General features: G+C 71.5%; 28 protein-coding genes. 12 read left to right on the top strand and 16 right to left on the bottom strand.

Annotated features, from left to right (window positions below):
• The first annotated feature begins 42 nt into the window (after window positions 1–42).
• Both HW130_RS06460 and hemB read left to right on the top strand, forming a co-directional pair.
• The gene (locus HW130_RS06460; protein ID WP_256355929.1) at window positions 43–957 is read left to right on the top strand and encodes a class I SAM-dependent methyltransferase; all 915 of its coding nucleotides are present in this window, start codon (window positions 43–45) and stop codon (window positions 955–957) included.
• Between the two features lie 61 nt (window positions 958–1018).
• Window positions 1019–2020, top strand: coding sequence for a porphobilinogen synthase (gene hemB / locus HW130_RS06465; RefSeq protein WP_177148459.1), 1002 nt, complete (start codon window positions 1019–1021; stop codon window positions 2018–2020).
• Window positions 2021–2103: 83 nt separating this feature from the next.
• Here hemB and HW130_RS06470 read toward each other — a convergent pair whose 3' ends face one another.
• Entirely contained in the window at window positions 2104–2775 is a 672-nt protein-coding gene (locus tag HW130_RS06470; RefSeq protein WP_177148460.1) for a TetR/AcrR family transcriptional regulator, read from the bottom strand.
• A 98-nt stretch (window positions 2776–2873) separates the two neighbouring features.
• Here HW130_RS06470 and HW130_RS06475 point away from each other — a divergent pair, with 98 nt between their 5' ends.
• From HW130_RS06475 to HW130_RS06485, 3 genes are read left to right on the top strand one after another with little or no spacing between them, the layout of a single operon-like run.
• Complete coding sequence (locus HW130_RS06475) at window positions 2874–3035, top strand: hypothetical protein (protein ID WP_177148461.1); 162 nt, start codon at window positions 2874–2876, stop codon at window positions 3033–3035.
• Between the two features lie 59 nt (window positions 3036–3094).
• Complete coding sequence (locus HW130_RS06480) at window positions 3095–3502, top strand: VOC family protein (RefSeq protein WP_177148462.1); 408 nt, start codon at window positions 3095–3097, stop codon at window positions 3500–3502.
• Window positions 3499–4011, top strand: a complete 513-nt coding sequence (locus HW130_RS06485) for a DUF1772 domain-containing protein (protein WP_177148463.1) — start codon at window positions 3499–3501, stop codon at window positions 4009–4011. Before HW130_RS06480 ends, HW130_RS06485 begins: the two co-directional genes overlap by 4 nt.
• On the opposite strand, the gene HW130_RS06490 is transcribed toward HW130_RS06485, so the two are convergent.
• A complete protein-coding gene (locus HW130_RS06490; RefSeq protein WP_177148464.1) occupies window positions 3995–4231 on the bottom strand; it encodes a DUF397 domain-containing protein in 237 nt (78 codons plus the stop codon). The two genes, HW130_RS06485 and HW130_RS06490, sit on opposite strands and share 17 nt — an antisense overlap.
• On the bottom strand, window positions 4228–5052 hold the full coding sequence (locus HW130_RS06495; RefSeq protein WP_218183202.1) for a helix-turn-helix transcriptional regulator: 825 nt from the start codon (window positions 5050–5052) through the stop codon (window positions 4228–4230). Before HW130_RS06495 ends, HW130_RS06490 begins: the two co-directional genes overlap by 4 nt.
• 125 nt (window positions 5053–5177) lie before the next feature.
• On the opposite strand from HW130_RS06495, the gene HW130_RS06500 reads away from it, so the two are divergent.
• Window positions 5178–5567: an ATP-binding protein gene (locus HW130_RS06500; RefSeq protein WP_177148703.1), complete on the top strand. Its 390-nt coding sequence runs from the start codon at window positions 5178–5180 to the stop codon at window positions 5565–5567.
• 164 nt (window positions 5568–5731) lie between these two features.
• Here the strand turns inward: HW130_RS06500 and HW130_RS06505 are convergent, their stop codons facing one another.
• Entirely contained in the window at window positions 5732–6571 is an 840-nt protein-coding gene (locus HW130_RS06505; protein ID WP_177148704.1) for a glycoside hydrolase family 19 protein, read from the bottom strand.
• Between the two features lie 261 nt (window positions 6572–6832).
• Window positions 6833–7720 carry an NAD(P)-dependent oxidoreductase gene (locus tag HW130_RS06510; protein WP_177148465.1) on the bottom strand — a complete coding sequence of 296 codons (888 nt, stop codon included), beginning with the start codon at window positions 7718–7720 and terminating at the stop codon, window positions 6833–6835.
• 142 nt (window positions 7721–7862) lie between these two features.
• Between HW130_RS06510 and HW130_RS06515 the strand changes: the two genes are divergently transcribed.
• Window positions 7863–8132, top strand: coding sequence for a DUF1876 domain-containing protein (locus HW130_RS06515; protein WP_177148466.1), 270 nt, complete (start codon window positions 7863–7865; stop codon window positions 8130–8132).
• 78 nt (window positions 8133–8210) lie between these two features.
• Here HW130_RS06515 and argS read toward each other — a convergent pair whose 3' ends face one another.
• Window positions 8211–9974, bottom strand: a complete 1764-nt coding sequence (argS, locus tag HW130_RS06520; RefSeq protein ID WP_177148467.1) for an arginine--tRNA ligase — start codon at window positions 9972–9974, stop codon at window positions 8211–8213.
• A gap of 185 nt (window positions 9975–10159) precedes the next feature.
• Here argS and lysS point away from each other — a divergent pair, with 185 nt between their 5' ends.
• A complete protein-coding gene (gene lysS / locus HW130_RS06525) occupies window positions 10160–11908 on the top strand; it encodes a lysine--tRNA ligase (protein ID WP_177148468.1) in 1749 nt (582 codons plus the stop codon).
• 69 nt (window positions 11909–11977) lie between these two features.
• Here the strand turns inward: lysS and HW130_RS06530 are convergent, their stop codons facing one another.
• The 3 genes from HW130_RS06530 to HW130_RS06540 form a co-directional block, all read right to left on the bottom strand.
• Window positions 11978–13309, bottom strand: a complete 1332-nt coding sequence (locus HW130_RS06530) for a DUF2637 domain-containing protein (protein WP_177148469.1) — start codon at window positions 13307–13309, stop codon at window positions 11978–11980.
• Window positions 13310–13516: 207 nt separating this feature from the next.
• Window positions 13517–14227 (bottom strand): DUF3558 domain-containing protein, encoded by a 711-nt coding sequence (locus HW130_RS06535; protein ID WP_177148470.1) that lies wholly within the window; start codon window positions 14225–14227, stop codon window positions 13517–13519.
• Between the two features lie 163 nt (window positions 14228–14390).
• Window positions 14391–15314, bottom strand: a complete 924-nt coding sequence (locus HW130_RS06540) for a DUF3558 domain-containing protein (RefSeq protein ID WP_177148471.1) — start codon at window positions 15312–15314, stop codon at window positions 14391–14393.
• A 196-nt stretch (window positions 15315–15510) separates the two neighbouring features.
• On the opposite strand from HW130_RS06540, the gene HW130_RS06545 reads away from it, so the two are divergent.
• A complete protein-coding gene (locus HW130_RS06545; protein WP_177148472.1) occupies window positions 15511–16704 on the top strand; it encodes an RtcB family protein in 1194 nt (397 codons plus the stop codon).
• A 156-nt stretch (window positions 16705–16860) separates the two neighbouring features.
• Here HW130_RS06545 and HW130_RS06550 read toward each other — a convergent pair whose 3' ends face one another.
• Window positions 16861–17451, bottom strand: a complete 591-nt coding sequence (locus HW130_RS06550) for a GNAT family N-acetyltransferase (RefSeq protein ID WP_177148473.1) — start codon at window positions 17449–17451, stop codon at window positions 16861–16863.
• Window positions 17451–18215 (bottom strand): SDR family NAD(P)-dependent oxidoreductase, encoded by a 765-nt coding sequence (locus HW130_RS06555; protein ID WP_177148474.1) that lies wholly within the window; start codon window positions 18213–18215, stop codon window positions 17451–17453. Before HW130_RS06555 ends, HW130_RS06550 begins: the two co-directional genes overlap by 1 nt.
• Window positions 18216–18458: 243 nt before the next feature.
• Between HW130_RS06555 and HW130_RS06560 the strand changes: the two genes are divergently transcribed.
• The gene (locus tag HW130_RS06560; RefSeq protein ID WP_177148475.1) at window positions 18459–18998 is read left to right on the top strand and encodes a hypothetical protein; all 540 of its coding nucleotides are present in this window, start codon (window positions 18459–18461) and stop codon (window positions 18996–18998) included.
• A gap of 181 nt (window positions 18999–19179) precedes the next feature.
• Here HW130_RS06560 and HW130_RS06565 read toward each other — a convergent pair whose 3' ends face one another.
• Window positions 19180–20676 (bottom strand): FAD-dependent monooxygenase, encoded by a 1497-nt coding sequence (locus tag HW130_RS06565; protein WP_177148476.1) that lies wholly within the window; start codon window positions 20674–20676, stop codon window positions 19180–19182.
• Window positions 20677–20790: 114 nt separating this feature from the next.
• On the opposite strand from HW130_RS06565, the gene HW130_RS06570 reads away from it, so the two are divergent.
• Window positions 20791–21366, top strand: coding sequence for a TetR/AcrR family transcriptional regulator (locus HW130_RS06570; RefSeq protein ID WP_177148477.1), 576 nt, complete (start codon window positions 20791–20793; stop codon window positions 21364–21366).
• Between the two features lie 133 nt (window positions 21367–21499).
• A complete protein-coding gene (locus tag HW130_RS06575) occupies window positions 21500–21994 on the top strand; it encodes a MarR family winged helix-turn-helix transcriptional regulator (protein WP_177148478.1) in 495 nt (164 codons plus the stop codon).
• Window positions 21995–22027: 33 nt separating this feature from the next.
• Here the strand turns inward: HW130_RS06575 and HW130_RS06580 are convergent, their stop codons facing one another.
• From HW130_RS06580 to HW130_RS06595, 4 genes are all read right to left on the bottom strand, one after another.
• The gene (locus HW130_RS06580) at window positions 22028–22753 is read right to left on the bottom strand and encodes a Mut7-C RNAse domain-containing protein (protein WP_177148479.1); all 726 of its coding nucleotides are present in this window, start codon (window positions 22751–22753) and stop codon (window positions 22028–22030) included.
• Between the two features lie 58 nt (window positions 22754–22811).
• On the bottom strand, window positions 22812–23660 hold the full coding sequence (locus HW130_RS06585) for an NAD(P)H-binding protein (protein ID WP_177148480.1): 849 nt from the start codon (window positions 23658–23660) through the stop codon (window positions 22812–22814).
• A 116-nt stretch (window positions 23661–23776) separates the two neighbouring features.
• Complete coding sequence (locus HW130_RS06590; protein WP_177148481.1) at window positions 23777–24529, bottom strand: phosphodiesterase; 753 nt, start codon at window positions 24527–24529, stop codon at window positions 23777–23779.
• Between the two features lie 42 nt (window positions 24530–24571).
• Window positions 24572–25117: a GNAT family N-acetyltransferase gene (locus tag HW130_RS06595; RefSeq protein ID WP_177148482.1), complete on the bottom strand. Its 546-nt coding sequence runs from the start codon at window positions 25115–25117 to the stop codon at window positions 24572–24574.
• Window positions 25118–25128 lie beyond the last annotated feature (11 nt).

Raw genomic sequence — 25128 nt, forward strand, 5'->3', positions numbered from 1 at the left:
AGAGGCTCCCGCCCGGCCACGCCGGGTTCCCGGGTGTTCGACATGAGGGCCGCCGAGGCGTACACCGGAAGCACGGTGGTGCTACACGAGTGGGTGACGGTCATGGGCTCCAGGACTCTGCATGTCGATCCTTCCAACGCCGAGCAGGCGCGGACCTGGGACGGTGACCAAGGGGCGTACTGGGCGGAGCACGCCGCGGACTTCGACCGGGCGGTCCACGCCTACCAGCAGCCCTTCCTGGACGCGGCGCACCTCCAGCGCGGTGAGCGGGTCCTGGACATCGGCTGCGGGGCCGGGCTGACCTCGCGTGCCGCCGCACGGCTCACCGCGGGCGGGCCCGTGCTCGGCGTCGATCTGTCCGGGCCGATGCTGAGGGTCGCCCGCCGCGAGGCGGAGCGCCAAGGGCTCGACAGCGTCCGCCACGAGCAGGCCGACGCGCAGACCTACCCCTTCGACGAGGCGTCCTTCGACGTCGCGATCAGCCGCGCCGGTGCCATGTTCTTCGCCGACCCCGTGGCCGCCTTCCGCAACATCGCCCGCGCCCTGCGGCCCGGCGGCCGGCTCGTGCTGCTCGTCTGGCAGGACATCTCCCGCAACGAGTGGTTCCGGTCGTTCGTGACCGCCCTCGCCGACGGGCGCGACCTGAGCGCCCCACCCCCGGACGCTCCCGGCCCGTTCTCCCTCTCCGACCCCCACGTCGTCCGCGAACGGCTCGTCACCGCCGGCTTCCGCACGCCCCACCTGGACGACTTCGACCTCCCGATGATCTTCGGCCGTACCCCCGACGACGCCTTCGCCTTCGTCTGCGGCATGCTCGCGTGGATGGTCGAGGACCTCGACGAGGCCGGCCGCGCCCGGGCACACGCCGCGCTGCGCGCCGATCTCGAGGCTCACGCGACCCCCGAGGGTGTCCGCTACGACTCCGCCGCCTGGGTGGTCACGGCGACGCGTCCGTAGGCCGCTACCGCCGACGAGGTGTCGGTAATTGCCCGCCCCGGGCAGGCGTAGCGTGGCCCGTATGACTGCGTACGGATCCTTCCCCGGTGCCCGCCCCCGGCGGCTCCGGACCAGCCCTGCCATGCGGCGCATGGTCGCCGAGACCCGGCTGCACCCGGCCGATCTGATCCTCCCGGCCTTCGTCCGCGAGGGCATCTCCGAGCCGGTGCCGATCCAGGCCATGCCCGGCGTCGTGCAGCACACCCGCGACACCCTCCGCAAGGCCGCCGTCGAGGCGCGCGAGGCGGGCGTCGCCGGGATCATGCTCTTCGGGGTACCGGAGGACGCCAAGAAGGACGCGCTCGGCACGGCGGGCACCGACCCCGACGGCATCCTCCAGGTCGCGATCCGGGACGTGCGGGCCGAGGTCGGGGACGAGCTCGTCATCATGTCCGACCTGTGCCTGGACGAGTACACCGACCACGGCCACTGCGGCGTCCTCGACGCCGAAGGACGGGTCGACAACGACGCCACGCTGGAACGTTACGCCGAGATGGCCCAGGTCCAGGCCGACGCCGGCGTCCACGTCGTCGGCCCCAGCGGCATGATGGACGGCCAGATCGGCGTCGTCCGCGACGCGCTGGACACCATCGGCAAGGAGGACGTGTCGATCCTCGCGTACACCGCGAAGTACTCGTCCGCCTTCTACGGCCCCTTCCGCGAGGCCGTCGGCTCGTCGCTGCGCGGCGACCGCAAGACCTACCAGCAGGACCCGGCCAACGTCCGCGAGTCGATGCGCGAGCTGGCGCTCGACCTCGAAGAGGGCGCCGACATGGTCATGGTCAAGCCGGCCGGGCCCTACCTCGACGTCCTGGCGCGCGTCGCGGAGGAGGCGGACGTGCCGGTCGCGGCGTACCAGATCAGCGGCGAGTACGCGATGGTCGAGGCCGCCGCCGAGAAGGGCTGGATCGACCGGGAGAAGGCCATCGCGGAGACGCTGCTCGGGATCAAGCGCGCGGGCGCGAGCATGATCCTGACCTACTGGGCGACCGAGGTCGCCCAGCGGATCGGCGCAGGTCGCTGACCCAAGACTTCCCCGACGGCCCGGTGCGCGCGTGAGCACCGGGCCGTCCGCCGTTCGTGCACGGTGGTCCCGGCGCCGACCGGTCAGGCGACCGCGTAGTCGGCGAGGGCCGGTGCGAGCAGGTCGAAGGCGCGGGCGGCCTCGGCCGCGACGGTCTGCGCGATGTCGTCGTTGGACCGGCCCGCGAGGGTGAGCTCCTGGATGCGCCCGAACAGGACCCGGTGCACCGCGCCGAGCAGCGCCGCGGCCGTACGGGGAGTGATGTCGCCGGAACTCGACCCCGTGGTCCGGGCGAGGGCTTCGGCCAGAGCATCCTCGCGCCGGTCGTGCAGACCCCGCAGGCACGCCGAGAGGGTCGGGCTGTCGTCGATCATGCGGGAGAAATCAGGGCCCGCGAATCCGGCGACCGGGTCCTGGGCAGCGACAGCGGCCTCGAACGCGCGGCGCAGTGCCGCGAGGGCCGATTCACCGGCGGACCGGCCTGTGACGGTGTCCGCCAGGCTCGCGACGAAAGCCTCCTGGTGGTCCAGCGCCATGTCCTCCTTGCGCGGGAAGTAGTTGGTCACCGTCTTCTTGGCGACCCGCGCGGCGTCGGCGATCTCCGCGATGGTCGTCCGCTCGAAGCCCTGGGCCATGAACAGCCTGGTCGCGTGATCGGAGATCAGCTGCCGTGTCTCGCGCTTCTTCGACTCCCGAAGACCCGCCGGCGCGGCGTGCGCCGGGGTGCCCTCCGCTGTGCTCGTGTCGTTGCTCATGAGGGAATCTTACATCCGTAGCAAATTTATGTTGACACCCCCGGTTCGGTCGGTCTAAGTTTACGTCCAACGTAAGTTTCTACCGAGGGGAACATCGCATGCAGCGCATCGATCTCGCCCGGCTTCTCGCGGACCAGGCCGAGAACCCGCCCGCCGGCGGACGGCGGCAGGAGGGCCGACGGCCCGTCCAGCTCCACCCCGTCCGCTTCCAGGACCACAACCGTCGCGCACGCAACCTCCCGCGCCGCAGCTCCTACTGACCGACCCGACCGCCACCGTGGCGCGCCGGCTTCCCCGACCTCCGGAAAAGGACACCGCCTTGCAGATCACCGCCTCCACCGTCTCGCTCACCGTCGACGACGTGGCCGCTTCCCAGGCCTTCTTCACCACCCACCTCGGCTACCAGGAGCAGGCCGCCGCCGACGGCTTCGCCTCCCTCACCCGGGCCGACGCCGCAGTCGACATCGTTCTGCTGCGGCGCGGCATCGAGGTCCTGCCCGCAGAGCAGCGAGACCAGCGGGTCGGCGGGCTGATCCTCGCCTTCACCCTCACGGGGCTGGAGGCCGAGGAGAAGCGGCTGCACGGCGAGGGCGTCGAGATCACCATGCCGCTGCGCGAGGAGCCGTGGGGCGAGCGGCTCTTCCAGATCACCGACCCGAACGGGGTGATCGTCCAGTTCGTCGAATGGGTCACCCCCGCCGCCGACAGTGCGGAGGAGAACGCATGAGAACACTGAGCACCGCGGCCCTCGTGGCCTCCACCGTGGCGACCGGGCTGATGGCCGGTCTGTTCGCCGCCTTCGCCTATGCGGTCATGCCGGGTCTGGCCCGCTCCGGCGACCAGGCGTTCGTCCAGGTCATGCAGCACATCAACCGCGCCATCATCAACGGCTGGTTCCTGGTGCCCTTCCTGCTGCCGCTGCCCCTGCTCGTCCTCGCGGCGGTCCGGCCGGGGGACGGGCACGTCGGAGGGGCCCGCTGGTGGATCGTCGCCGCGCTCGTCCTGTACGTGGTGGCGTTCCTGGTGACCGGCACGCAGAACGTGCCGCTCAACGAGGCGCTCGACAAGGTGTCGCTCGCGGGCGACACCGCTCAGCTCGAGGCCGCTCGGGCCGCCTTCGAGGACACGTGGGTCAGGTGGAACACCGTCCGGGCCGTCCTGCACACGGCGGCCTTCGGCTGCCTCGCGTGGGCCCTGTACGTCCAGGGCGCGCAGGGCCTCAGCGCAGGTCGCTGACGAAGGCCGTCCAGGCGGCCGGGGCGAGCGCCAGCACCGGGCCGCCGGGGGTCTTCGAGTCGCGGACGTGGACGGTGGTGGGATGCGCGGCGACCTCGACGCACTGACCGCCCTCGTCGCCGCTGTGGCTCGACTTGTGCCAGTCGTACGCCACTTCGAGGCAGGCGCCGCCCTCGCTGCCGCTGTAGCTGGACTTGAACCACTTCGATGCGGTGCTCATTGCTCTCCCAGCAGCCGGTCCAACAGGCCCGTGCTGTCTTCCGGGTTGAGGGCCTGTGCCCGCAGCATCGCATACTTCTGCGCCAGGATGCTGACCTCGTCGGGGTCCGTGAGCAGCTGGCTCCCGCGCTGCCCCTCGGCGTATCCGAGGAGCTGGTGATCGGGAGTCTCGACCAGGATGAAGGGGCCGTCCAACCCCGCATGGCAGGTGCGGCCGAACGGCATCACTTGCAGCGATACGCCCGGCAATTCGGCGCACGCGCGTAAGTGACGCACCTGCTCCTCGTGCACGTCGTCGCCGCCGATGCGGTCCATGAGGATGGCCTCCCACATCACGAAGCTGATCGTCGGCGGCCGGGTCCGCGCCAGGATCTCCTGGCGTGCGACGCGCGCGGCGACCTGTGCCTCGATCTCGTCCGCGTTGAAGACGGGCACCCGGCTGCGGAAGACCCCACGCGCGTAGCGCTCGGTCTGGAGCAGGCCCGGGACGACCTGGTTGTCGTACCAGGACAGCGCGATCGCCTCCCGCTCCAGGTCCATGTACTCCTCCGCCCACGCCGGGATCAGGTCCACCTCCGGCATGTGCTCGACCGCCACCGACAGCGCGCCCTTCGTGTCGAGGCGGTCGTCGAGTCTCTGCGCGAGGTCCGGCTTCAGCGGACGACGGCCCTGTTCGATCGAGGCGACCGTCTCCTCCGCGAGGTTGAACGCCGTCGCGAGTTCGCGTTGGGTGAGGCCCGCGGCCTCGCGGAAGCGGGCGAGCTGGCGGCCGACCATGCGCATCGCCGAGGCGTTCTTCCGGTGGCGTCTCCTGGGGTGCATACCTCACCAACTCCCCGGACGCCTCCGTACGTTACGCCTCGCCGACCCGTACAAATGAAACGTACGGGTCGGCGGGGTGCAGCCGGGCCGTCACACGACGCGACGCTCGTCCCGTGGACAAGACGATGCAACACGAGGACCTTCGCGAGCTGTTCTGCCGACGCGATCGTCGATCTGTCGCGGCCGCACGGGAGTTCGCGCGCGCGACGCTCACTGCGTGGGACTGGGGCGCGCGGGCCGACGATGTCACCCTCTGCGTGAGCGAGCTCGCGACGAACGCGCTGGTGCACGGCGTACCGCCGGGGCGCGGGTACCTGCTGCGGATGTGGCTGTACGAACGCGGCGCCGTGCTGCGGGTCGAGGTGCACGACAGCGGCGACGGACGGCCGTGCAGGCGCGCCCCGGACGGGGAGTCGGGGCGCGGCCTGCTGCTGGTGGACGCGCTGGCCGACGGGTGGGGCGTGGGGCCGCGCGAGCCCGGCAAGGTGGTGTGGTGCGAGTTCGCGCGGCCGTGAACCGGGCGCCTTACGACGCGTCGAGCACCGTGCCGGTGAGGACCGGGCCCTGCGGCTCGCCCTCCTCCGTGTTGCCTGTGCCGGTGCGTGCGCATGGAGCGGCCGCGGACCCGGGGTGTGTGTGCTCCCGGGGCCGCGGCCCGTTCATGAGGTGACCGGGACGGTCAGCAGTACAGGTTGCCGCCCGGTGACACACCCAGGATCTGGGTGAACCGCTGGTAGTTGTTGGCGCGGCTCTGGACCTGCGCCGGGTTCTTGCCGTCGCACTCCAGGGAGCCGTTGATGGAGCGGATGGTCTGGCCGAAGCCCGCCTGGTTGACCATCGCGTTGTGCGGGGTCATGGTGCCGGGGCCGGTCTGGGTGTTCCAGTACCAAAGGCCCGTCTTCCAGGCGACGGCCGCCTCGCGCTCCACGCGCCACGGGTTGTTCAGCAGGTCGATGCCGAGCGCGTCCCCCGCGGCCTTGTAGTTGAAGTTCCAGCTCAGCTGGATGGGGCCGCGTCCGTAGTACGCCGCCTGGCCGGCGGGACAGCCGTAGGGCTGGCTCCGGTCGCAGTAGTGCGGGTAGTTGGCGGTGTTCTGTTCGACGATGTGGACGAGCCCGCCGGTCTCGTGGCTCACGTTGGCCAGGAAGGCGGCGGCCTCCTGCTTCTTCACCGTGTCGCTGCCGGTGTTGGCGAAGCCGGGGTAGGCGCTCAGGGCCGCGGTGAGGCCGCTGTACGTGTAGAAGGAATTCCGGTTCGGGAACATCTGGTTGAACTGGGCCTCGCTCACCACGAAGCCGGACGGCGACGGCGCGCCGCCGCAGTTGTACGGGTCCCAGTACCAGGTGCTGATCGTCGGGTCGTAACCCGGGTTGTCGTGCTCGGCGATGTAGTAGGCGCCGTTGTACCTGACAACGTTGCCAGTCGTGTACCAGGCGCCCTGCTGCCAGTTGGGGGCGGTGTCGCAGGGCGAGGCGGCGGAGGCGGAAGGCATCAGGATCCCGGCGAGGCCGGTGGCCATGAGGACCGCGGCGAGCAGAGCCGCGAGGCGTGTTCTCAGCACTCGATCACTCCTTTGAGCGCAACGGCTCGCCCTGGAGCGGTAGTTGGCCTTCGGGCGAGCCGCGGTGGGGGGCTGTGCCGCTTACTCAAGCGCGATGTCATGATCGAGTCAAGGTATAGACCAATGAGAACCGTGGGTAACATTCACATTCGGTCGTTACGGAACAGGCGCCACCCTGCAGGCCGACAGGCACCACCCTGCAGGCCGGCAACCGGGCGTTCAGCCCTCGTCGTCGAGCAGCTCCACGAGCCGGGACAGGCCGTCGGCGGAGTGGCCCTCGGCGATCGAGCGGTCGAGGAGCTTCTGGAACGGCTCGAACAGCTGCGTGCTGACGCCCTGTTCGCGGTAGGTGGCCGTGAGGTTCGGGAAGGCGGCCTGGTTGACGGCGAGGCTGGAGACGTCCGTGAGATGCCGGCCGGAGTCGACGGCCTCGGCGATGCCCGGCACGACGCCCTCGAGCATCGCGGAGACCCAGGCATGCAGCGGCCCGGCGAACTCCGAGGCGGTGACGCCCGCCGAGCGGACCAGCGCGAGGGCCTGCGTCACACCGATGAGCATCCCGTACATGCTGGTCAGCAGCGCCAGGTCGTGCAGCGCGGCGCGACCGGGATCCGTACCGACCCACTTCGTGCCGCCGAACGCGGCGAGCACCGGCTCGTGCGCCTCGTACGCCTGCTCGTCGCCGCTGTAGAGGACGTACGCGGCCGGGGTCGCGATCATCTGCGGGACGGCCATGATGCCGCCGTCGATGTAGCGCGCGCCCTGCTTGTGCGCGTACGCCGCGAGGTCGCGGGCCTGGGCGGGCGTCCCGTTGGTGAGGTTGACCAGCACCGTGCCGGTGAGGTCGGCCGGCGCCAGCGCCTCGCGGACGTCGTCGTTCGTCGTCAGGCACACGATCACGAGCGGGGCGGCGGCCACCGCGTCGGCGACGGTGGAGGCGGGCAGCGCGCCCTGGGCGACCAGCGGGCCCGTCTTCGCGCTGGTTCTGTTCCACACGGTGACGGAGTGGCCCGCGCGCAGGAGGGCGGCGGCGAGGGCGGAGCCCATCATGCCGAGGCCCAGCACGGAGACATGGCTGACCTGCGTTTTCTCAGATGTCGAAGGCATGCCTCGATCCTTGTCCGGCCCGGATGGCCGGACAAGTACCGACTAAAAAGTCAGATACGCACCAACTGGTAAGTGCTGTGGTGATCAGCGGACGTGCGGCGCACCCTGGAAGGGGTACGCGTACCGCTGGAGGTGATCCGCCATGAAGACACTCGTCGGATGGCACATCGAGATGGAGTTCCAGGAGGAAGGCGACCGGACCAGGGCGGCCGCCCTGGTGAGGCTCGGTGACGGGACGGAATACCGGGGGCACGGAAGCGCGAATCGTCACCACTCCGACCAGCCGCAGCTGCTGGTCGGCGAGGAGATCGCGGGTGCCCGCGCCCTGATGGACCTCGCGTCCCAGCTGCTGCAGAAGGCGCACACGGAGATCGACGAGGCGTCCGGGAGGACGTCGCACCCGATCCGCTGACCCGCGCACGCAAGGGGGCCGTGAGCTGCTCACGAGCAGCTCACGGCCCCCTGTCGCGCGTCGCGCAGTCGCTGTCGCTCAGAGGCGCTCGGGCGTGCGGATGCCCAGCAGCGCCATGCCCTGGTGCAGCGTGCGGCCCGTGAGGTCGACGAGGAAGAGGCGGTTCTCCACGAGCTCCGCCGGGTTGTCGTCGCTCAGCACCTGGCACTGGTCGTAGAACGTGGTCAGGTGCGAGGCCAGCTGGTACAGGTACGCGGCCAGCTTGTGCGGCTCGTACGCCGATGCCACCTCCGCCAGCACCTCGCCGAACTGGTCCAGGTGCAGACCCAGCGCCCGCTCCGCCGGGGCCAGTTCGAGCTCGGGGTGGGCGACCGGGCGGCGGTCACCCGCGTTCCGCTTGATCGACTGGATACGGGCGTACGCGTACTGGAGGTAGACCGAGGTGTCACCGTTGAGCGAGACCATCTGGTCCAGGTCGAACTTGTAGTCGCGCACCGCGGACGTCGACAGGTCGGCGTACTTGACCGCGCCGATGCCCACGTACCGGCCGTTGTCGGCGACCTCCTGGTCGGTCAGGCCGACCTTCTCCCGCTTCTCGGCGACGACGGCCGTCGCCCGGTCGATCGCCTCGTCGAGGAGGTCCACCAGCCGGACCGTCTCGCCCTCACGGGTCTTGAACGGCTTGCCGTCCTTGCCGAGCACGGTGCCGAAGGCGAGCTGCACGGCCTTGACCTTGTCACCGAGCCAGCCGGCCCGCCGCGCGGTCTCGAAGACCATCTTGAAGTGCAGGGACTGACGGGCGTCCACCACGTACAGCAGGGTGGAGGCGTCCAGGTTCTGCACGCGGTCGCGGATGGCGGACAGGTCGGTGGCCGCGTAGCCGTAGCCGCCGTTGGACTTCCTGACGATGAGCGGGACCGGGTTGCCGTCGGGGCCCTTCACGTCGTCGAAGAAGACGCACAGCGCGCCCTCGGAGCGCACGGCGACACCGGACTCCTCGAGGATGCGGCACGTCTCGTCGAGCATGTCGTTGTAGCCGGACTCGCCGACGACGTCGGGGTCGCGGATCTCCATGTCGAGCTTGTCGAAGACCGAGTAGAAGTAGATCTTCGACTCGTCCACGAACTTCTGCCACAGCGCGAGGGTCTCCTCGTCGCCCGACTGGAGCGCCACCACGCGGTCCCGCGAGCGGGCCTTGAACTCCTCGTCGGAGTCGAAGAGGGCACGGGCCGCCTTGTAGAGGCGGTTCAGGTTGGACATCGCCTCCTCGCCGGAGGCGCCGTCCTTGTGGTCCAGCTCGTGCGGGTGCTCGATCAGGTATTGGATGAGCATGCCGAACTGGGTGCCCCAGTCGCCGATGTGGTGCCGCCGCACCACCCGCTCGCCCGAGAACTCCAGGATCCGCACCATCGCGTCGCCGATCACCGCGGAACGCAGATGGCCGACGTGCATCTCCTTGGCCACGTTCGGCTGGGCGTAGTCGATCACCGTCGTGCCGGGCTCGGCGGCCGTCGGCACGCCGAGCCGGGTGTCCGCGGCGCGGGCGGCCAGCGTCTCGATGATCGCCTTGTCGGTGACCGTGATGTTCAGGAAGCCAGGGCCGGAGACCTCGATGTCCTTCAGCACGTCGTTCGCGCCGATCGCCTCCACGACCTTGGTCGCCAGCTCGCGCGGGTTGCCCTTGAGCCGCTTCGCGAGCGCCAGGATGCCGTTGGCCTGGAAGTCGGCCCGGTCGCTTCGTCGCAGCAGCGGGTCGGCGGAACCGGCCTCCGGCAGCGCTGCTGCCAGGGCGTCCGCGAGGCGCTGCTGCACGGTCGAAGCGAGGGAAGGGACCGAGGCCATGAGCTTCCGTTCCTGTCGAGGGGGATGTTCCAGTGGTCAAGTGTCCCACGGCCGGGCAACCGGTTTGCCGGGACGCGGGGCGCGTCCCGGCGCGGCGCGGGAACTCTGTGGGATCCGGTTTCCCGGTCTGGGAGAATGGTGTACGCGAGTTTCCCGACGTATTTCGACCCCGAGGAATCAAGGACGTGCCGACCGTGGCTCAGAGCAGCACCGAGACCGACTGGGTCTCCCGTTTCGCGGACGAGGTCATCGCCGAGTCGGAGCGACGTGCGCCTGGCAAACCGGTCGTCGTCGCCTCCGGACTGTCGCCCTCCGGCCCCATCCATCTGGGCAACCTCCGTGAGGTCATGACCCCGCACCTGGTCGCCGACGAGATCCGGCGCCGCGGGTACGAGGTCCGTCACCTGATCTCCTGGGACGACTACGACCGCTACCGCAAGGTCCCGAAGGGGATCGACGGCGTCGACGAGTCCTGGGCCGAGCACATCGGCAGGCCGCTGACCTCGGTCCCCGCGCCGAAGGGCTCCTCCTTCCCGAACTGGGCGGAGCACTTCAAGGCCGCCATGACCGAGTCCCTGGCCGAGCTGGGCGTCGAGTACGACGGCATCAGCCAGACCGCGCAGTACACCTCCGGCGCCTACCGCGAGCAGATCCTGCACGCGATGAGGCACCGCGGCGACATCGACGCGATCCTCGCGCAGTACCGCACCAAGAAGGACCCGAAGGCGCAGGCCGAAGCCCAGGCGAAGAAGTCGCAGAAGCCGGTCGACGAGGCCGAGCTGGAGGCCGCCGAGGGCTCCGGCGCGGCGGCGGAGGACGACGGCACCGGCTCCGCGGGCTACTTCCCGTACAAGCCGTACTGCGGCTCGTGCGACAAGGACCTGACCACGGTCACGGCGTACGACGACGACACCACCGAGATGACGTACACCTGCACCGCGTGCGGGTTCTCGGAGACGGTCCGGCTGAGCGAGTTCAACCGCGGCAAGCTGGTCTGGAAGGTCGACTGGCCGATGCGCTGGGCGTACGAGGGCGTGGTCTTCGAGCCGTCCGGCGTCGACCACTCCTCGCCGGGCTCGTCGTTCCAGGTCGGCGGCCAGATCGTCTCCATCTTCGACGGCAAGCAGCCGATCGGCCCCATGTACGCCTTCGTCGGCATCTCCGGCATGGCGAAGATGTCGTCGTCCCGCGGTGGCGTGCCCACCCCGGCCGACGCGCTGAAGATCATGGAGCCGCAACTGCTGCGCTGGCTGTACGCCCGCCGCCGGCCCAACCAGTCCTTCAAGATCGCCTTCGACCAGGAGATCCAGCGGCTGTACGACGAGTGGGACAAGCTGGAGGCCAAGGTCGCCGACGGCACCGTCCTGCCCGCCGACGCCGCCGCCCACTCCCGCGCCGCCCGCACCGCCGCCGGCGACCTGCCGCGCACGCCGCGCCCGCTGCCGTACCGCACGCTCGCCTCGGTCGTCGACATCACCGCCGGCCACGAGGACCAGACACTGCGCATCCTCAGCGAGCTGGACCCGGCGAACCCGGTCACGGACCTCGACGAGGTCCGGCCGCGGCTGGACCGCGCCGAGAGCTGGATCTCGACGCACGTCCCGGCCGACGCGCGGACCGTCGTGCGCTCGGAGCCCGACACCGAGCTGCTCGGCTCGCTGGACGACGAGGGCCGCGAGTCGCTGCGGCTGCTGCTGGAGGGTCTCGACACGCACTGGTCCCTGGACGGGCTCACCACGCTCGTCTACGGAGTGCCGAAGGTCATGGCCGGCCTCACGCCGGACGCCAAGCCGACGCCGGAGCTGAAGGTCGCCCAGCGCGCCTTCTTCGCGCTGCTGTACCGCCTGCTGGTCAGCCGCGAGACCGGCCCGCGCCTGCCCACGCTGCTGCTCGCCGTCGGCGCCGACCGCGTGCGCAAGCTGCTCGGGGCCTGATCACCCCGACGTACGCGGAAGGGCCCTCACCCCGCACGGGGTGAGGGCCCTTCCGCATGGGGCCGTTCCTCAGGCGATGTGCTCGGCCTCGAGATCGGCCTGATGGCGCTTCTGGAGGCCCGGCATCAGTCGCTTGAGCAGCGCCGTGCTGTTCGGGTGGCGGACGCCGTACCGGTCGGCGAGAAGTATGTCGAGCGTCCGGGCGTTCGGATAGACCTGGTGCTCGTCCACGTAGTCCTTGTACGCCGGGTACGCCAGCTCCTCGAACTCCTTGTCCTCGGGCGTGAACTCGGCCACCGCCTCGGCCACCGCCTCCGGCACGGGCTGCGCGTACTGCTCCTCGTACTCCTGGGCGTACGGCTGGTCGAACGCCTGCGGGTCGGGACCCTGCCCGAGCGGGCGCGTCCGGCCGCCGGGGCCCGCGGGGACCGGCACCGGCACGGGCTCGAAACCCTCGGCGTACGTCGGGTCGTACGTGCCCTGGTAGGCGTCCTGCGCGGCCTGCGACGCGGCGAACCAGGGGCTCTCGTAGGCGCCCGGGGCCCTGGGCCCCTCCTCGTCCCGCGCCTGCTGCTCGTCGTGGGGCTCCTCCACGGGCAGCGCCGCCGGCTCGCCGGCGATCGCCTCCCGCGGGCCCGGACGCCGCCCGGCGCCGGTCGGCAGCTCGGGCTGGCCGGCCTGCGTCGTCACCGGCGCGGGCGGGAGCAGCGCCGGCTCGATGCCCGCGGCCGCGAGGCCCGCCGGGGCCGTCTCGGCCAGCGGAACGCCGTACTTCGCCAGCCGCAGCGGCATCAGCGCCTCGACGGGCGCCTTGCGGCGCCACGCCCGGCCGAAGCGCGCCTGAAGACGGGCCTGGTAGATCAGCCGGTCCTGCTCCAGCTTGATCACCTGCTCGTAGCTGCGCAGCTCCCACAGCTTCATCCGCCGCCACAGCCTGAACGTCGGCACGGGCGAGAGCAGCCAGCGCGTGAGCCGCACGCCCTCCATGTGCCTGTCCGCCGTGATGTCCGCGATCCGGCCCACCGCGTGGCGAGCCGCCTCCACGGCGACGACGAACAGCACCGGGATCACCGCGTGCATGCCGACACCGAGCGGGTCGGGCCAGGCGGCCGCGCCGTTGAACGCGATCGTCGCGGCCGTCAGCAGCCACGCCGTCTGACGCAGCAGCGGGAACGGTATGCGCATCCACGTCAGCAGCAGATCGAGCGCCAGCAGCACACAGATGCCCGCGTCGATGCCTATGGGGAAGACGACGGAGAAGGCGCCGAAGCCCTTGCTCTCCGCGAGCTCGCGCACCGCGGCGTACGACCCCGCGAAGCCGATCGCGGCAATGATCAGCGCTCCCGCGACGACGACACCGATGAGCACTCGGTGCGTGCGTGTCAGCTGCATCGCGGCCACGGCGTTCCCCTCCCCATCCAAAATCTGCGGGGCACAGCCTGGCACATGCCCCCGGAGTCCGTCCCTCCGCCCTCGGTACGGCAAAGGGCGGAAGGCGACGGGCAGTCGGCCGGAAGCCGGCCGAAGCCGGCCGGAAGGACGTCGGCACCGGTGGGGGAACGGTGCGCCGGCGAACGGGGCCGGCTCGGCGCACCGTCCGCCTGTCGGCTACTTGTTGGCCTCGGCCACGGAGGCGACGGCCTCCTTCGCCGCCTTCAGCGCGTCCTTCGTCAGGTCCCCGGACGAGGGGTTCTTCGCGCCCGCGTAACCGGTGCCGTTGTAGGTGAGCGTCACCAGACCGTTCTCGGTACGCGCCACGACCACCGCGTACGTGAAGTTCTCACCGGTCTTCTTCAGCGTGTAGTTGATGGTGGTCGCCTCGTCGCCGATGCCGGGCGCCGGGCTGGACTTCACGTCCTTCGCGCCCTCGGTGGCCTGCGTCTTGGCGACCTCCTTCGCGTAGTTGTCCTTCGCGCGCTGCTCACCGCTGACGGCGAGCGTGGCGTCGGAGTCGTAACGCAGGAAGGAGACGTCCAGCCAGCGGTACTGCGAACCCTTCACACCGTTGTCGTCCAGGCCGTTCCAGGAGCAGCTGCCGCGGCTGCCGGCGTCGGAGGACCGGCCGGCCGCACCGGACTTCGCGCCCGGCACCAGGTCCTTGATCGTCTTGCGGGCGATCGACTCGCACGGGTCGGGCAGCTTCGTGAACTTCGCGGGCGCGACCTCCGGCGTCTTCTTCGCCTCGGGGGTGGGGGAGGCGGACGCCGATCCCTCGGGCTTGCCGTCACCGGAGTCCGAGGAGCAGCCGGCGACGACGAGCATCACCGGAACGGCTGCGCAGGCGAGTATGCGGGTGAGTCGCGGGGCTGAACGGTGCATGGTTCCTTCACTCGGTCGTTCGGTCTGTCCGTCGGGCGTCGGCTCCGTCGGGCGTCGGGTCCGTCAGGCCGGTCACGGCCGTCACGGCCGCCAGGCCACCGTACGCGGCCGCGCGGCGGCTGGGGGTCCGGACGCCGGACCGGCAGCCGGCCGCCGCGGCCGGTCACTCGTCGAAGAGCTCCGCCAGCCGGCGGGCCACACTCTGCGCCTTTTCCTGCAGTTCCTTGCTGTCCGGGACCTCCGCCGCCGGCGCCGGCTGCTCGGCGTAGACGACCGTGACGAGCACGTTCGATGTGCGGAACACCACGCTCACGGTGCGGCGCTGCGCGGTGGACCCGGCACGGTCGAGCACGTCGTCGATGAAGGCGGCGTCGCCGAGCCCCTCCAGGACGCGCGGCTCGAGCCCCGTGGTGGACCCGCCCGGGGACGGGCTGCCGCCGGCGCCCTCCGCGGAGCCGCCGGGGGAGGCGTCGCCCGACGGCTGTCCGGAGCTCGGCGGGTCCTCGGGAGCCTCGGACTCCTCGGCCTTCCCTCCAGCCCTGCCTGTCTTTCCGGCCTGGACCTCCAGGTCCGGGGTCGCGCCCGGTCCGGTGCTCGCGCTCGCGGTGGGCGAGACGGTCGCTTCGGGGCCGGGGATGACGGGCACGGAGGTCGCGGACTGCTTCCTCGTGAACACCTCCTGCGCCCGGTTGTCGTCGCTGACGGCCGGGTCGTAGGAGACGACCCGCTCGAAGTCGACCCGCAGCTGGTGGGAGGAGTCCGGCGCCTGCCCCTTCCAACTGCAGGCGGCACGGCGGTCGGTGTCGTACGTCACGGCCGGCGTACCGCCGAGCACCTGCTGCTGCTGGTCCTGGGGGAGCGTGAGCACGCCGGGCAGCAGGTTCTTCAGGGTGCTCCGCTCGACGGAGCCGCAGGGCTCCAGCAACGTGCGGTACCTGCCGGGAGGTGCGGCCGAGGCCGGGACGCCATTGGCCTTGGCGTCGGGCGCCGAACCGTCCTCCCCACCGCCCGAGGTGCAGCCGGTGAGGCCGGTGACCAGCGCCGCGAGGAGCGCCGCCGCGCCGGGGACGTACGCCTTGCGTTGCACGTGCCTGGCTCCCTTCTCCATGGGTCCCTCTGTCCGGTCCGCGCCGCCGCGCCGGGGAAAAACGGTTGTCGGCCGCTGAGGGCCGATGGACACAATGTCTATCGCACGCGCTGCCCCGGATGCCGGGCCGCCGAGCCTTACGCGGCCATTGGCCGGGCATTTGCGTTACATGTCTTTTCGGGGGAATTGAGGAGTTATGTCGTTTGTAGAGGTGCCGGGCGCGAAGGTCCCGATCCGGCTGTGGACCGACCCCGCGACGGTCGAGGACGTAGCGATGCGGCAGCTGCAGAACGTCGCCACGCTGCCCTGGATCAAGGGCCTCGCCGTCATGCCGGACGTCCACTACGGCAAGGGCGCGACGGTCGGCTCGGTGATCGCGATGCACGGCGCGGTGTGCCCGGCGGCGGTCGGTGTGGACATCGGCTGCGGCATGTCGGCGGTGAAGACGTCCCTGACGGCGAACGACCTGCCCGGCGACCTCTCCCGCCTGCGCTCCAGGATCGAGCAGGCGATCCCGGTGGGCCGGGGCATGCACGACGAGATGGTGGACCCGGCGCGGGTGTTCGGCTTCCCGGCGGGGGGCTGGGACAGCTTCTGGGACCGTTTCGACGGGGTGGCGGACGCGGTCAAGTTCCGTCGGGAGCGGGCGACGAAGCAGATGGGGACGCTGGGCAGCGGAAACCACTTCTGCGAGGTGTGCATCGATGACCAGGGGTCGGTCTGGCTGATGCTGCACTCCGGTTCCCGGAACATCGGCAAGGAGCTGGCCGATCACCACATCGGCGAGGCGCAGAAGCTGCCGCACAACCAGGGCCTGGTCGACCGTGACCTCGCGGTGTTCGTCTCGGACACCCCGGAGATGCACGCCTACCGGAACGACCTCTTCTGGGCGCAGGAGTACGCGAAGTACAACCGCGCGATCATGATGGGGCTCCTCCAGGAGGTCGTGCGCCGCGAGTTCCGCAAGGCGAAGGTGTCGTTCGACCCGGTCATCTCCTGCCACCACAACTACGTGGCGGAGGAGCGGTACGACGGCATGGACCTGCTGGTCACCCGCAAGGGCGCGATCCGGGCGGGCGCCGGCGACTACGGGATCATCCCGGGGTCGATGGGCACCGGCTCGTACATCGTGAAGGGCCTCGGGAACGAGGCGTCCTTCAACTCCGCTTCCCACGGGGCGGGCCGCAAGATGAGCCGCAACGCGGCGAAGCGGCGCTTCTCGACGCGGGACCTGGAGGAGCAGACGCGCGGGGTCGAATGCCGCAAGGACTCGGGCGTGGTCGACGAGATCCCGGGCGCGTACAAGCCGATCGAGAAGGTGATCGACCAGCAGAGGGACCTGGTCGAGGTGGTGGCGAAGCTCAAGCAGGTCGTCTGCGTGAAGGGCTGAGACGGCCGCTGTGGGCCCCGGACCGGAGCGGTCCGGGGCCTTTGCGCGTGCCCGGTGTCAGGCCGTGCGGTGGCTGCGGTCGTCAGGTGGCGGGCACGCGGCTCGTCGCTCGTCGGGGCGGCGAGGTCCTCGGGGCGCACCCGGTCGCCCGCGACGTCACGCTTCCGGGCCGGCCTGCACGCCCGTGAGCTCCGCGGTCCGCTCCGGGCCCTGCGGCGCCGGCTGGAGGGTCTTGTGGAAGAACGTCGTCGGGCGCAGGACGCCGGAAGGGTCGGCGGCGTAGTCGGGGACCGTGCCGAGCGCGGTCCAGCCCGCCGAGCGGTAGAGGCGCTCGGCCGTGCTGCCCGTCTGCGTGTCCAGCATGAGCAGGGTGCGTCCCGTCGAACGCGCGAACTCCTCGGCGGTGGTGAGCAGTCGGCGTGCGATGCCGCGTCCGCGGGCGGAGCGGTGCACGACCAGCTTGGCTATCTCGGCGCGGTGCCGTCCGTTGGGCGAGGTCTCGCACCTGAGCTGGACGGTGCCGACGAGCCGGTCGCCGTCGCGGGCGGTCCACGCGGCGATCCGCTCGTCCGACAGGGCGGGTGCCAGGTCCGACCACCAGGCGGCGGCCTTCTCGGGCGTGAGCGCGGAGGTGAAGCCGACCGACGCGCCGTCGTCGACCGCGTCGACGAGGAGGGCGGCGAGTCCGGGGGCGGCGGCCGGCAGATCGGCGGCGGCGAGGCGCGAGACGGCGATGCGCTCGTTCATCAGAGCTCCCTGTGAACCTTGGAGTTGGACGCCTGGGCGCGGGGGCGGACCACGAGCAGGTCGATGTTGACGTGGGACGGCCGGGTGACGGCCCAGGTGATGGTGTCGGCGACGTCGTCGGCGCTGAGCGGTTCGGCGACGCCCGCGTAGACCTTGGCGGCCTTCTCGGTGTCGCCGCGGAAGCGGGTCGTGGCGAACTCCTCCGTCCGGACCATGCCGGGTGCGATCTCGATGACGCGGACGGGGGTGCCGACGATCTCCAGGCGCAGGGTCTCGGCGAGGACGTGGGCGCCGTGCTTGGCGGCGACGTAACCGCCGCCGCCCTCGTAGGTGGCGAGGCCCGCGGTGGAGGACAGGACGACGACGGTGCCGTCGCCGCTCGCGGTGAGCGCGGGCAGGAGCGCCTGGGTGAGGTTGAGCGTGCCGATCACGTTGACCTCGTACATGCGGCGCCAGTCGGCCGGATCGCCGGTGGCGACCGGGTCGGCGCCGAGCGCGCCGCCCGCGTTGTTGACGAGGACGTCGCAACGGTCCAGGGACGCCGCGAAGGAGTCGACGGCCGGCCGGTCGGTGACGTCCAGCGGGTGGGCGGTGGACTGGTGGCCGGCGGCGGTGATCTCGGCGGCGACGGCCTCGATGCGGTCCTTCCGGCGGGCGGTGAGGACGACGTGGAAGCCCGCGGCGGCCAACTGCCGTGCGGTGGCTGCGCCGATGCCGCTGCCGGCTCCGGTGACGACGGCGACGGGGGTCCGGGCGGTTGTCATGTCGTGGCTCCTCGCGCGTGTGATCGAACTGCGGTCAGGATAGGTCGGCGAGGTGACGCGCCGATCTCCGCACAGGGCGCGCACCGGCCCCGCGTTTGTGAGGCCGTACAGGGGCCGCGGGGGCGGGTGGGATGCGCCGGGCCGTGTAGCGCATGCCCGGGCCGGCCGGCGACGCGGGCGGCCGGGACGCGCCGGAGTGACGGGCAATCAGGTGCGTAACGGGAGAATCGGTATCTTCGGTTCATGTGTGTGATGCGTAGGGTGCTGTCGGCCGGGGTCGCGGCGTTGGTGTTGGTGGTCGCCTCGGGTGCGGGCGCGCGTGCGGGCGGGGACTCGGGGCCGGGCGTCGGAGCGGCCGGGGCCGCGGCGGTGGCCGCCGGGGCCCCGGGCGCCGTGGCGCCGGAGGCGGACGTGGCCCACCACGGTCATGTCTCCTTGGGTGACGGGTGGCTCAGGATCTCCCTGATGACCAGCAACCACGGTCCCTCCAGCCTGGAGGACGCCACGGTGAGGCTGGCGTTCTCCCTGCGGCCGGTCGGCGAACTGCGGCTGCCCAAGCGCTGCCTGTGGGCGGGCGAACGGGTGGTGCTGTGCGGCATGGGCCCGCTTGGCGCAGACGGTATCGGCCACAAGACCTCCCTCCGGCTGGGCATCACGGGCGACCCGGCCGAGGCGGTGGTGAAGATCGGCACGGTGTGGAACGGCGGGGCGACCGACCGGGATCCGGCGAACAACAACCACAAGGTGATCGCGCCGGCCACCGGGGATCCTTACGCCTTCTGACCCGTAGGTCCTGTGACCTGTACGCCTTCTGACCTGTACGCCTTCTGACCCGTAGGCCCTGTGGCCCGTGCGCCTTCCGGTCCCGTACGTCCTCTGACCGGTATGCCTCCGGTCCGTACGCCTTCCGGTCCGTGCGCCTTCCGATTCCGGCCGTCCGGCCGACCGGTGCTTCACCGGCCGGTCAGACGGCCGACTCGCGTCCCGTCGCCCAGGCGATGTAGCCGTCGGGGCGGACGAGCAGCGCGGTGCGCCGGCCGGATGCCCAGTGCGCTTCTATGACGCGGCCGGGTGCGGCCGGGGCAGCGGCGGTCGCGGGGGCGGCCTCGTCGGCGGGGCCGATCAGCACGAACTCGCCCTTGCGCAGCAGCTCGTAGAGCCTGCCCTCGGCGAGTGGCAGGTCCGGGGCGCGCCGGCCGGTGAGGGGGTGCGCGCCGCGCGGTGCGCGATACGAGATGCCGATGCCGGAGACGACGCCCAGGGCCTTCCGTGCCGCAGGCCGGACGCTGCCCATGACGCGGGCGGCGAGCGAACGCGCCGCGCGCTGGAGGGGAGTGTGGGCCATGGCGAGGCGCACGATCGCTCCACTGCTGCGCAGGACCGTCCTGCCGACGGGATGCCGCTCCGACTCGTAACTGTCGAGCAGCGCCTCGGGGTCCGGGGCGAGGCCCTGGATCACCGAGGCGAGCTTCCAGGAGAGGTTGGCCGCGTCCTGCAGGCCGGTGTTCATGCCCTGGCCGCCGGCGGGGGAGTGCACGTGCGCGGCGTCGCCCGCGAGGAAGACCCGGCCGGCGCGGTAGGCCGGTGCCTGGCGTTCGTCGCTGTGGAAGCGGGAGATCCAGCGGGCGTCGTGCATGCCGAAGTCGCTGCCGAGGGCCCGGCGTGCGATCTCGCGCACTTCGTCGAGGGAGACGGGCTCGCTGTCGGCGACCTGCCGGGTCCGGTCCCACCCCATGACGCGGTACCAGCCGTCGCCGAAGGGGGCCATGAAGGCGAACGTGCCGCCCGCTCCGTTGACCGTGAGAAGGCCGGGAGGCTCCTCGGCGAGGCGGACGTCCGCGAGCACGATGGACCTGATGACGGACGCGCCCGGGAACGGCAGGCCGAGCGCAGTGCGCACGCCGCTGCGGACGCCGTCGGCGCCGACGAGGTAGCGGGCGCGCAGGGTGCTGCGGGTGCCGTCCGTGCCGCGGAGCTCGGCGGTGACCGACGCCGGGGTGTGGGCGGGGGACTGGTCGAGGCCGGTCAGCTCCGTCCCGTGGCGGAAGTCGACGCCCGCGGACCGGGCCCGGCGCTCGAGCAGCTTCTCCACCTCGTACTGCGGGGTGATCAGGAGGAACGGGAAGCGGGACGGGAGCGTGCCGAGGTCGAGGGAGAGCCGGCGGAACAGGCGCAGTCCGGTGATCGGCGTGCCCTTCGACACCAGCTCGTCGGCCAGGCCGCGGGCGTCCAGCAGCTCCAGCGTGCGGGCGTGGACGCCGAAGGCGCGGGTGAGGTTGCTGATCTCCTGGGGGCGGCGCTCGACGAGGGTGACCGAGACGCCGGCGCAGGCGAGGTCGCCCGCCAGGAGCAGGCCGGTCGGACCGGCCCCGACGACGATCACGTCCGTGTCGAACGGGGCGGGTCCGTCGGCGTGCTGGATCGGTGTGGTGCGGGCTGCGGTGCTGGGCTTGCCGGGCATGGCTGCCTCCGGTGGTCGACGGCTGTGGGTCAACACCTGTTGGTCAACGCTTGTTGGCAAATGTAGAGCGGTCGCCTCTGGCGTGTCAACACCTGTTGGCCTACAGTCGTTGGCATGACGACGGAAGCACCCGGCACTCCCCGCCGCTCCGATGCCACCAAGGCCGCGATCCTCGAAGCCGCCCGCGAGCGCTTCGCGGCCGACGGGTACGAGCGGGCGACGATCCGGGCCATAGCGCGCGACGCGGGCATCGACCCGTCGATGGTCATGCGCTACTACGGCAACAAGGAGGGGCTTTTCGCCGCGGCCTCCGAATTCGACCTGCGCCTGCCGGAGTTGGGCGCGCTGCCCGGCAGGCACGCCGGCGCGGTGCTCGTCGCCCACTTCCTGGACCGGTGGGAGCACGACGAGGTGCTCACGGCGCTGCTGCGGGCGGGTGTCACGAACGCCGCCGCAGCCGAGCGTGCCCGCTCGATCTTCCGGGAGCAGTTGGGTCCGGTCGTCGCGAGCCTGTCACCGGACCCGGCCGACGCCCCGCGCCGCGCCGCGCTCGTCGCCTCTCAGATCCTCGGCATGGCCCTGGCCCGGTATGTGCTGTGCTTCCCGCCCGCCGTCGAGATGACCAAAGAGGAGGTGGTGAGCTGGCTGGCCCCGACGGTGCAGCGCTACCTGACGGGTGAGCGCCCCTGATCTCGGGGAGTGGCCGCCCGGCAGACGCACCCGCTCCCCGGGACGGCCCGGCCTCCGGGCAGCCCGCCCGGGCGGCCGAGGCCCCGGCCTCTGCCGGTGAAGGTCACGGAGGACTGCTCCGTACACTTTCTGCATGACGCAGAAGAACTCGGACGGTGCCGCACGGGGCCGTCTCATGGAGGAGCTGTCCACGGCCTCGCGTCGCTACATGGCCTCGTACGCCCTGTTCAACCAGGCCCTCGCCGACCATCTGGGACTGCATCCCACGGATCTCCAGTGCCTGAACCTGCTCGAGCTCGAAGGCGGCCCGGTCACGACAGGGCGGGTCGCGGAGCTGACCGGGCTGACCACCGGCTCGGCGACCCGGCTGGTCGACCGGCTGGAGCGCGCCGGATATGTGACGCGGGAGCGTGACACGCACGACCGGCGCAGGGTTCTCGTGGCGTGCGTGCCGGAGCGGATGGCCGAGTTCGGGGCGCTGTGGGCCCGGCTGGGAGGGGCCTGGGTGTCGATGATCGACACGTACGCGGACGAGGAGATCGCACTGCTCACGGCCCATATGCAGCGGACGGTGGAGTTGAGCGCGACACAGGTGGAGCGGCTGCGCGCAGGTGACTTCGACGCGTAGGGGCGGCGGCCGGCCGGTGCGGCGGGTCCGCCCTTATGCCCCCGCCGTGCGCAGGGCCGATGCGACGATCGCCTCCAGGCGGGCGTGGTGGGCGCCGCGCCAGTAGACGCGGTCGCAGACGGTGCACCGGGCGAACACGTCGTACGTGCGCTGTGTGCCCTGTTCCAGCTGCTCCTGCACCGAGTCCTTGTCGGCGTCCGTCAGGGGCCCGTTGCACGCGGTGCACCGCGTCCAGGGCGCGAGCTCCGGCGCGAACCGTTCCAGGACGTCGGTGAGTTGGTCGTCGGGCCGGTCGCTGTAGACGTACGCGCCCGCCCAGATCTCCCGGCGCCGCAGCAGGCCCCGGTCGCGTGAGAGCAGCACCCGCCGCTCCTTCGCGGACAGGGCGGCCAGGGCGGGATCGCCGATGTCCTCGTTCTCGTACGCCGCGTCCACGCCGAGGAGGCGAAGCCGCCGCGCCAGCGTGCCCAGATGGACGTCGAGCAGGAAGCGGAGCGGCGCGCCGGGGACACGCTGGGGCCGGTCGACGCCGAGCACCTCGACATGTTCGCCTTCCCGCGGAATGTGCGAGACCGGCACCTGGCGGCCGTCGACCAGCAGGCGGCCCGCCTCCGTGAGCGGGACACCGAGCGACTCGACGACGTGTCCGAGCGTCGACGAGCCGTCCGTGACGACGGCGGTACGGCCCAGGCGGCGCTCCGGCGGGAGGAAGAGCCGCAGCTCAGGGGCGACGCTGAAGGTGATTTCCGGTCCGTTCACAGCGCCAGCATGTCACCGGCCGCACGGTGGCAGCCACCAGTTTGCTCAGCGTCCCGCGCTAGACGCGGAACGCGTCCGCGTGCTCCTCCGCCCACTCGGCGAACGTCCGCGCCGGCCGTCCGGTCAGTTCCTCGACGGTGCGGGTGAGCGGCGCGGGTGAACCGTCCGTCGACGCCCAGTAGTCGAGCAGGGCCCCCGCGAACGCGGGGGGCAGGTAGGCGGATACGGACTCCTGCCACTGCTCCGGCGTCACCGCGCGGATCTCGATGGGCGCCGCGCGGCCCGCGGCGCGTTCCAGGATCGCGATCTGCTCGGCGAAGGTGAGGGACTCGGGTCCGGTCAGGTGGTACGCCCGCCCCCTCGGCCCGGGATCGGTGAGCACGGCCAGAGCGGCCTCTGCCACGTCCCGTTCGTGGATCGGGTCGCCGTAACTGCCCGGGTAGGGAAGGTCGATGACGCCGGTGGTGCGCAGGGCGCGCGCCCACTGGAGCGCGTTTCCGGCGAACGCACCGGGGCGCAGGACGGTCGTGGCCACCGGTCCGGCGGCGAGGGCCTCTTCGACGGCGAGGTGGGGGCCCGCGACGGGGTCGGTGGCCGCGTCGGCGCCGAGGACCGAGCTGGACGACAGCAGGACGATGTGGGAGACGCCTGCGGTGTGCGCCGCGTCGACGAAGGCGTCGATGTGGGACGGCTCCGCGTACAGGAAGACGGAGTCGACGGCTTCGAGGGCCGCGGGGAAGGACGACGGGTCGTCGAGGGCCAGCCGTACGGGTTCGAGGCCGTCCGGCAGGGCGGCGAGTTTGTCCGGGGCGGCGGATGCGGCCCGGACCGAGGCGCCGCGCTCGTGCAGCAGGGAGAGCAGGGCCGAGCCGACCTTGCCGCGACTGCCGGTGACGAGGGTGGTCATGGGAGCTCCTCAGGCGAGAAAGTCTTCGATACGCATAATCTGTGTGACGCAGATAAATATTCGGGGAAAGGGCCCGCCTCGTCAAGCGGGCCCCTCGCCGTGCTTCCGATCGCCCGCTACGGCACGACGCGGAAGTGGGTCATGACACGGGCGCCGCCCTCGTCCAGGACGTGGAACGCGACGCCCGGCGGTGCGGTGCGGTCGGTCAGCGTCTCGCCGCTCTCCCACGGCAGGCGCAGCGTCGAGACGACCCCCGGGGCCACCAGTAGCGGCCGGCCCGCGAAGGTCGTCGCGCCGGCGGTGTGGGCGTGGCCGGTCAGGATCGCCGGGACGTTGTCCCGCCCGGCCAGCAGGTCCGCCAGGCGGTCGGCGTTCGTCAGATTCGTCGCGTCCAGGTACGGGTGGTGGATCACGGCCGGCGGGTGGTGGAAGGCAGGCAGGGCGGGGGTGTCGCCCAGGTCGTCGAGCGTGCGCTCCAGCCACCGCAGCGTCTCGTCGTCGAAGCGCCCGGCGTCCTCGCCGGGGATCGTCGAGTCGCACAGCAGGAGGGCGTAACCGCCCACACGGTGCAGCCGGTTGACGGGCGACTTCGGCGCGGCGGCGGACGTGTCGCCCAGCAGTACCTTGCGGTAGGCGGCACGGTCGTCGTGGTTGCCGGGGCAGGTGACGTGCGGTGCGCTCAGGCCGGACAGCAGCTCCGCCGCCTGCGCGTACTCCTCGGGCGCCCCGTGGTCCGCGATGTCGCCGGTGACCAGGACGGTGTCGGGCTGCCGGGACAGGGAGTTGAGATAGGCGATGGTGCGCACGGCGCGGTCGGTGGCCCGCTCCGTGCCGTCGAGATGCAGATCGCTGATGTGGGCGAGCAGCATGGATCCCCCTCGTCATGACTCGCGATTAATGGCTGGGGGAGTCTATTCCGTTAGTCGACTGCTCGTGAGGTCGAGGCGCCAGTCGTGGGAGCGCAGCACGTTCCCCGGCGGGTACTCGACCTCGCGCTCGCCGAGGAGCGTGAAACCGGCCTTGCGGCACACGGCGTTGGACGGGACGTTGTCCACGGAGGGGAACGCGTGCAGTGTGCGGTGCCGCCGCTCGGCGCGCGCCCGCTCGATCACCGCGAGCGTCCCGGCGGTCGCGATCCCGCGGCCCTGGAACGCGGGCAGCACGGCCCATCCCGTCTCGTAGATCTGCTCGCCGTCCCAGGTCTGCTCCCAGAAGCCGACGGAGCCGGCGGACCGGCCGGCGTCGTCCCCGTCAGCCAGGACGATGCGGAACATCCGGCCGCGGCCGGTGCGGTCGGCGCTCAGCTCCACATAGCGCTGATGCCGCATGATCAGCTGTTCCTCGGTCTCGGGGCCGCCGAGGTGGTCCATCAGCTCCGGCGCGTTCACGGCGCACAGCAGCTCGAAGTCGTCCTCGGACCACGGCTCGATCCGTACGTTCACTGTGTCGATGCCCATGCCCGGCACTG

Source organism: Streptomyces sp. PKU-EA00015 (assembly GCF_013387495.1).
Taxonomy (GTDB): Bacteria; Actinomycetota; Actinomycetes; order Streptomycetales; family Streptomycetaceae; genus Streptomyces.

Bases quoted from the DNA above. Each gene is read 5' to 3' on its own strand.
- HW130_RS06595 (WP_177148482.1), bottom strand. From the start codon at position 25,117: ATGGGCATCGACACAGTGAACGTACGGATCGAGCCGTGGTCCGAGGAC.
- HW130_RS06570 (WP_177148477.1), top strand. From the start codon at position 20,791: ATGACGACGGAAGCACCCGGCACTCCCCGCCGCTCCGATGCCACCAAG.
- HW130_RS06485 (WP_177148463.1), top strand. From the start codon at position 3,499: ATGAGAACACTGAGCACCGCGGCCCTCGTGGCCTCCACCGTGGCGACC.
- HW130_RS06470 (WP_177148460.1), bottom strand. From the start codon at position 2,775: ATGAGCAACGACACGAGCACAGCGGAGGGCACCCCGGCGCACGCCGCG.
- HW130_RS06585 (WP_177148480.1), bottom strand. From the start codon at position 23,660: ATGACCACCCTCGTCACCGGCAGTCGCGGCAAGGTCGGCTCGGCCCTG.
- HW130_RS06500 (WP_177148703.1), top strand. From the start codon at position 5,178: ATGCAACACGAGGACCTTCGCGAGCTGTTCTGCCGACGCGATCGTCGA.
- HW130_RS06505 (WP_177148704.1), bottom strand. From the start codon at position 6,571: ATGGCCACCGGCCTCGCCGGGATCCTGATGCCTTCCGCCTCCGCCGCC.
- hemB (WP_177148459.1), top strand. From the start codon at position 1,019: ATGACTGCGTACGGATCCTTCCCCGGTGCCCGCCCCCGGCGGCTCCGG.
- HW130_RS06560 (WP_177148475.1), top strand. From the start codon at position 18,459: ATGTGTGTGATGCGTAGGGTGCTGTCGGCCGGGGTCGCGGCGTTGGTG.
- HW130_RS06555 (WP_177148474.1), bottom strand. From the start codon at position 18,215: ATGACAACCGCCCGGACCCCCGTCGCCGTCGTCACCGGAGCCGGCAGC.
- HW130_RS06460 (WP_256355929.1), top strand. From the start codon at position 43: ATGAGGGCCGCCGAGGCGTACACCGGAAGCACGGTGGTGCTACACGAG.
- HW130_RS06575 (WP_177148478.1), top strand. From the start codon at position 21,500: ATGACGCAGAAGAACTCGGACGGTGCCGCACGGGGCCGTCTCATGGAG.
- argS (WP_177148467.1), bottom strand. From the start codon at position 9,974: ATGGCCTCGGTCCCTTCCCTCGCTTCGACCGTGCAGCAGCGCCTCGCG.
- HW130_RS06550 (WP_177148473.1), bottom strand. From the start codon at position 17,451: ATGAACGAGCGCATCGCCGTCTCGCGCCTCGCCGCCGCCGATCTGCCG.
- HW130_RS06565 (WP_177148476.1), bottom strand. From the start codon at position 20,676: ATGCCCGGCAAGCCCAGCACCGCAGCCCGCACCACACCGATCCAGCAC.
- HW130_RS06475 (WP_177148461.1), top strand. From the start codon at position 2,874: ATGCAGCGCATCGATCTCGCCCGGCTTCTCGCGGACCAGGCCGAGAAC.
- HW130_RS06545 (WP_177148472.1), top strand. From the start codon at position 15,511: ATGTCGTTTGTAGAGGTGCCGGGCGCGAAGGTCCCGATCCGGCTGTGG.
- HW130_RS06495 (WP_218183202.1), bottom strand. From the start codon at position 5,052: ATGCACCCCAGGAGACGCCACCGGAAGAACGCCTCGGCGATGCGCATG.
- HW130_RS06590 (WP_177148481.1), bottom strand. From the start codon at position 24,529: ATGCTGCTCGCCCACATCAGCGATCTGCATCTCGACGGCACGGAGCGG.
- HW130_RS06510 (WP_177148465.1), bottom strand. From the start codon at position 7,720: ATGCCTTCGACATCTGAGAAAACGCAGGTCAGCCATGTCTCCGTGCTG.
- HW130_RS06515 (WP_177148466.1), top strand. From the start codon at position 7,863: ATGAAGACACTCGTCGGATGGCACATCGAGATGGAGTTCCAGGAGGAA.
- HW130_RS06535 (WP_177148470.1), bottom strand. From the start codon at position 14,227: ATGCACCGTTCAGCCCCGCGACTCACCCGCATACTCGCCTGCGCAGCC.
- HW130_RS06490 (WP_177148464.1), bottom strand. From the start codon at position 4,231: ATGAGCACCGCATCGAAGTGGTTCAAGTCCAGCTACAGCGGCAGCGAG.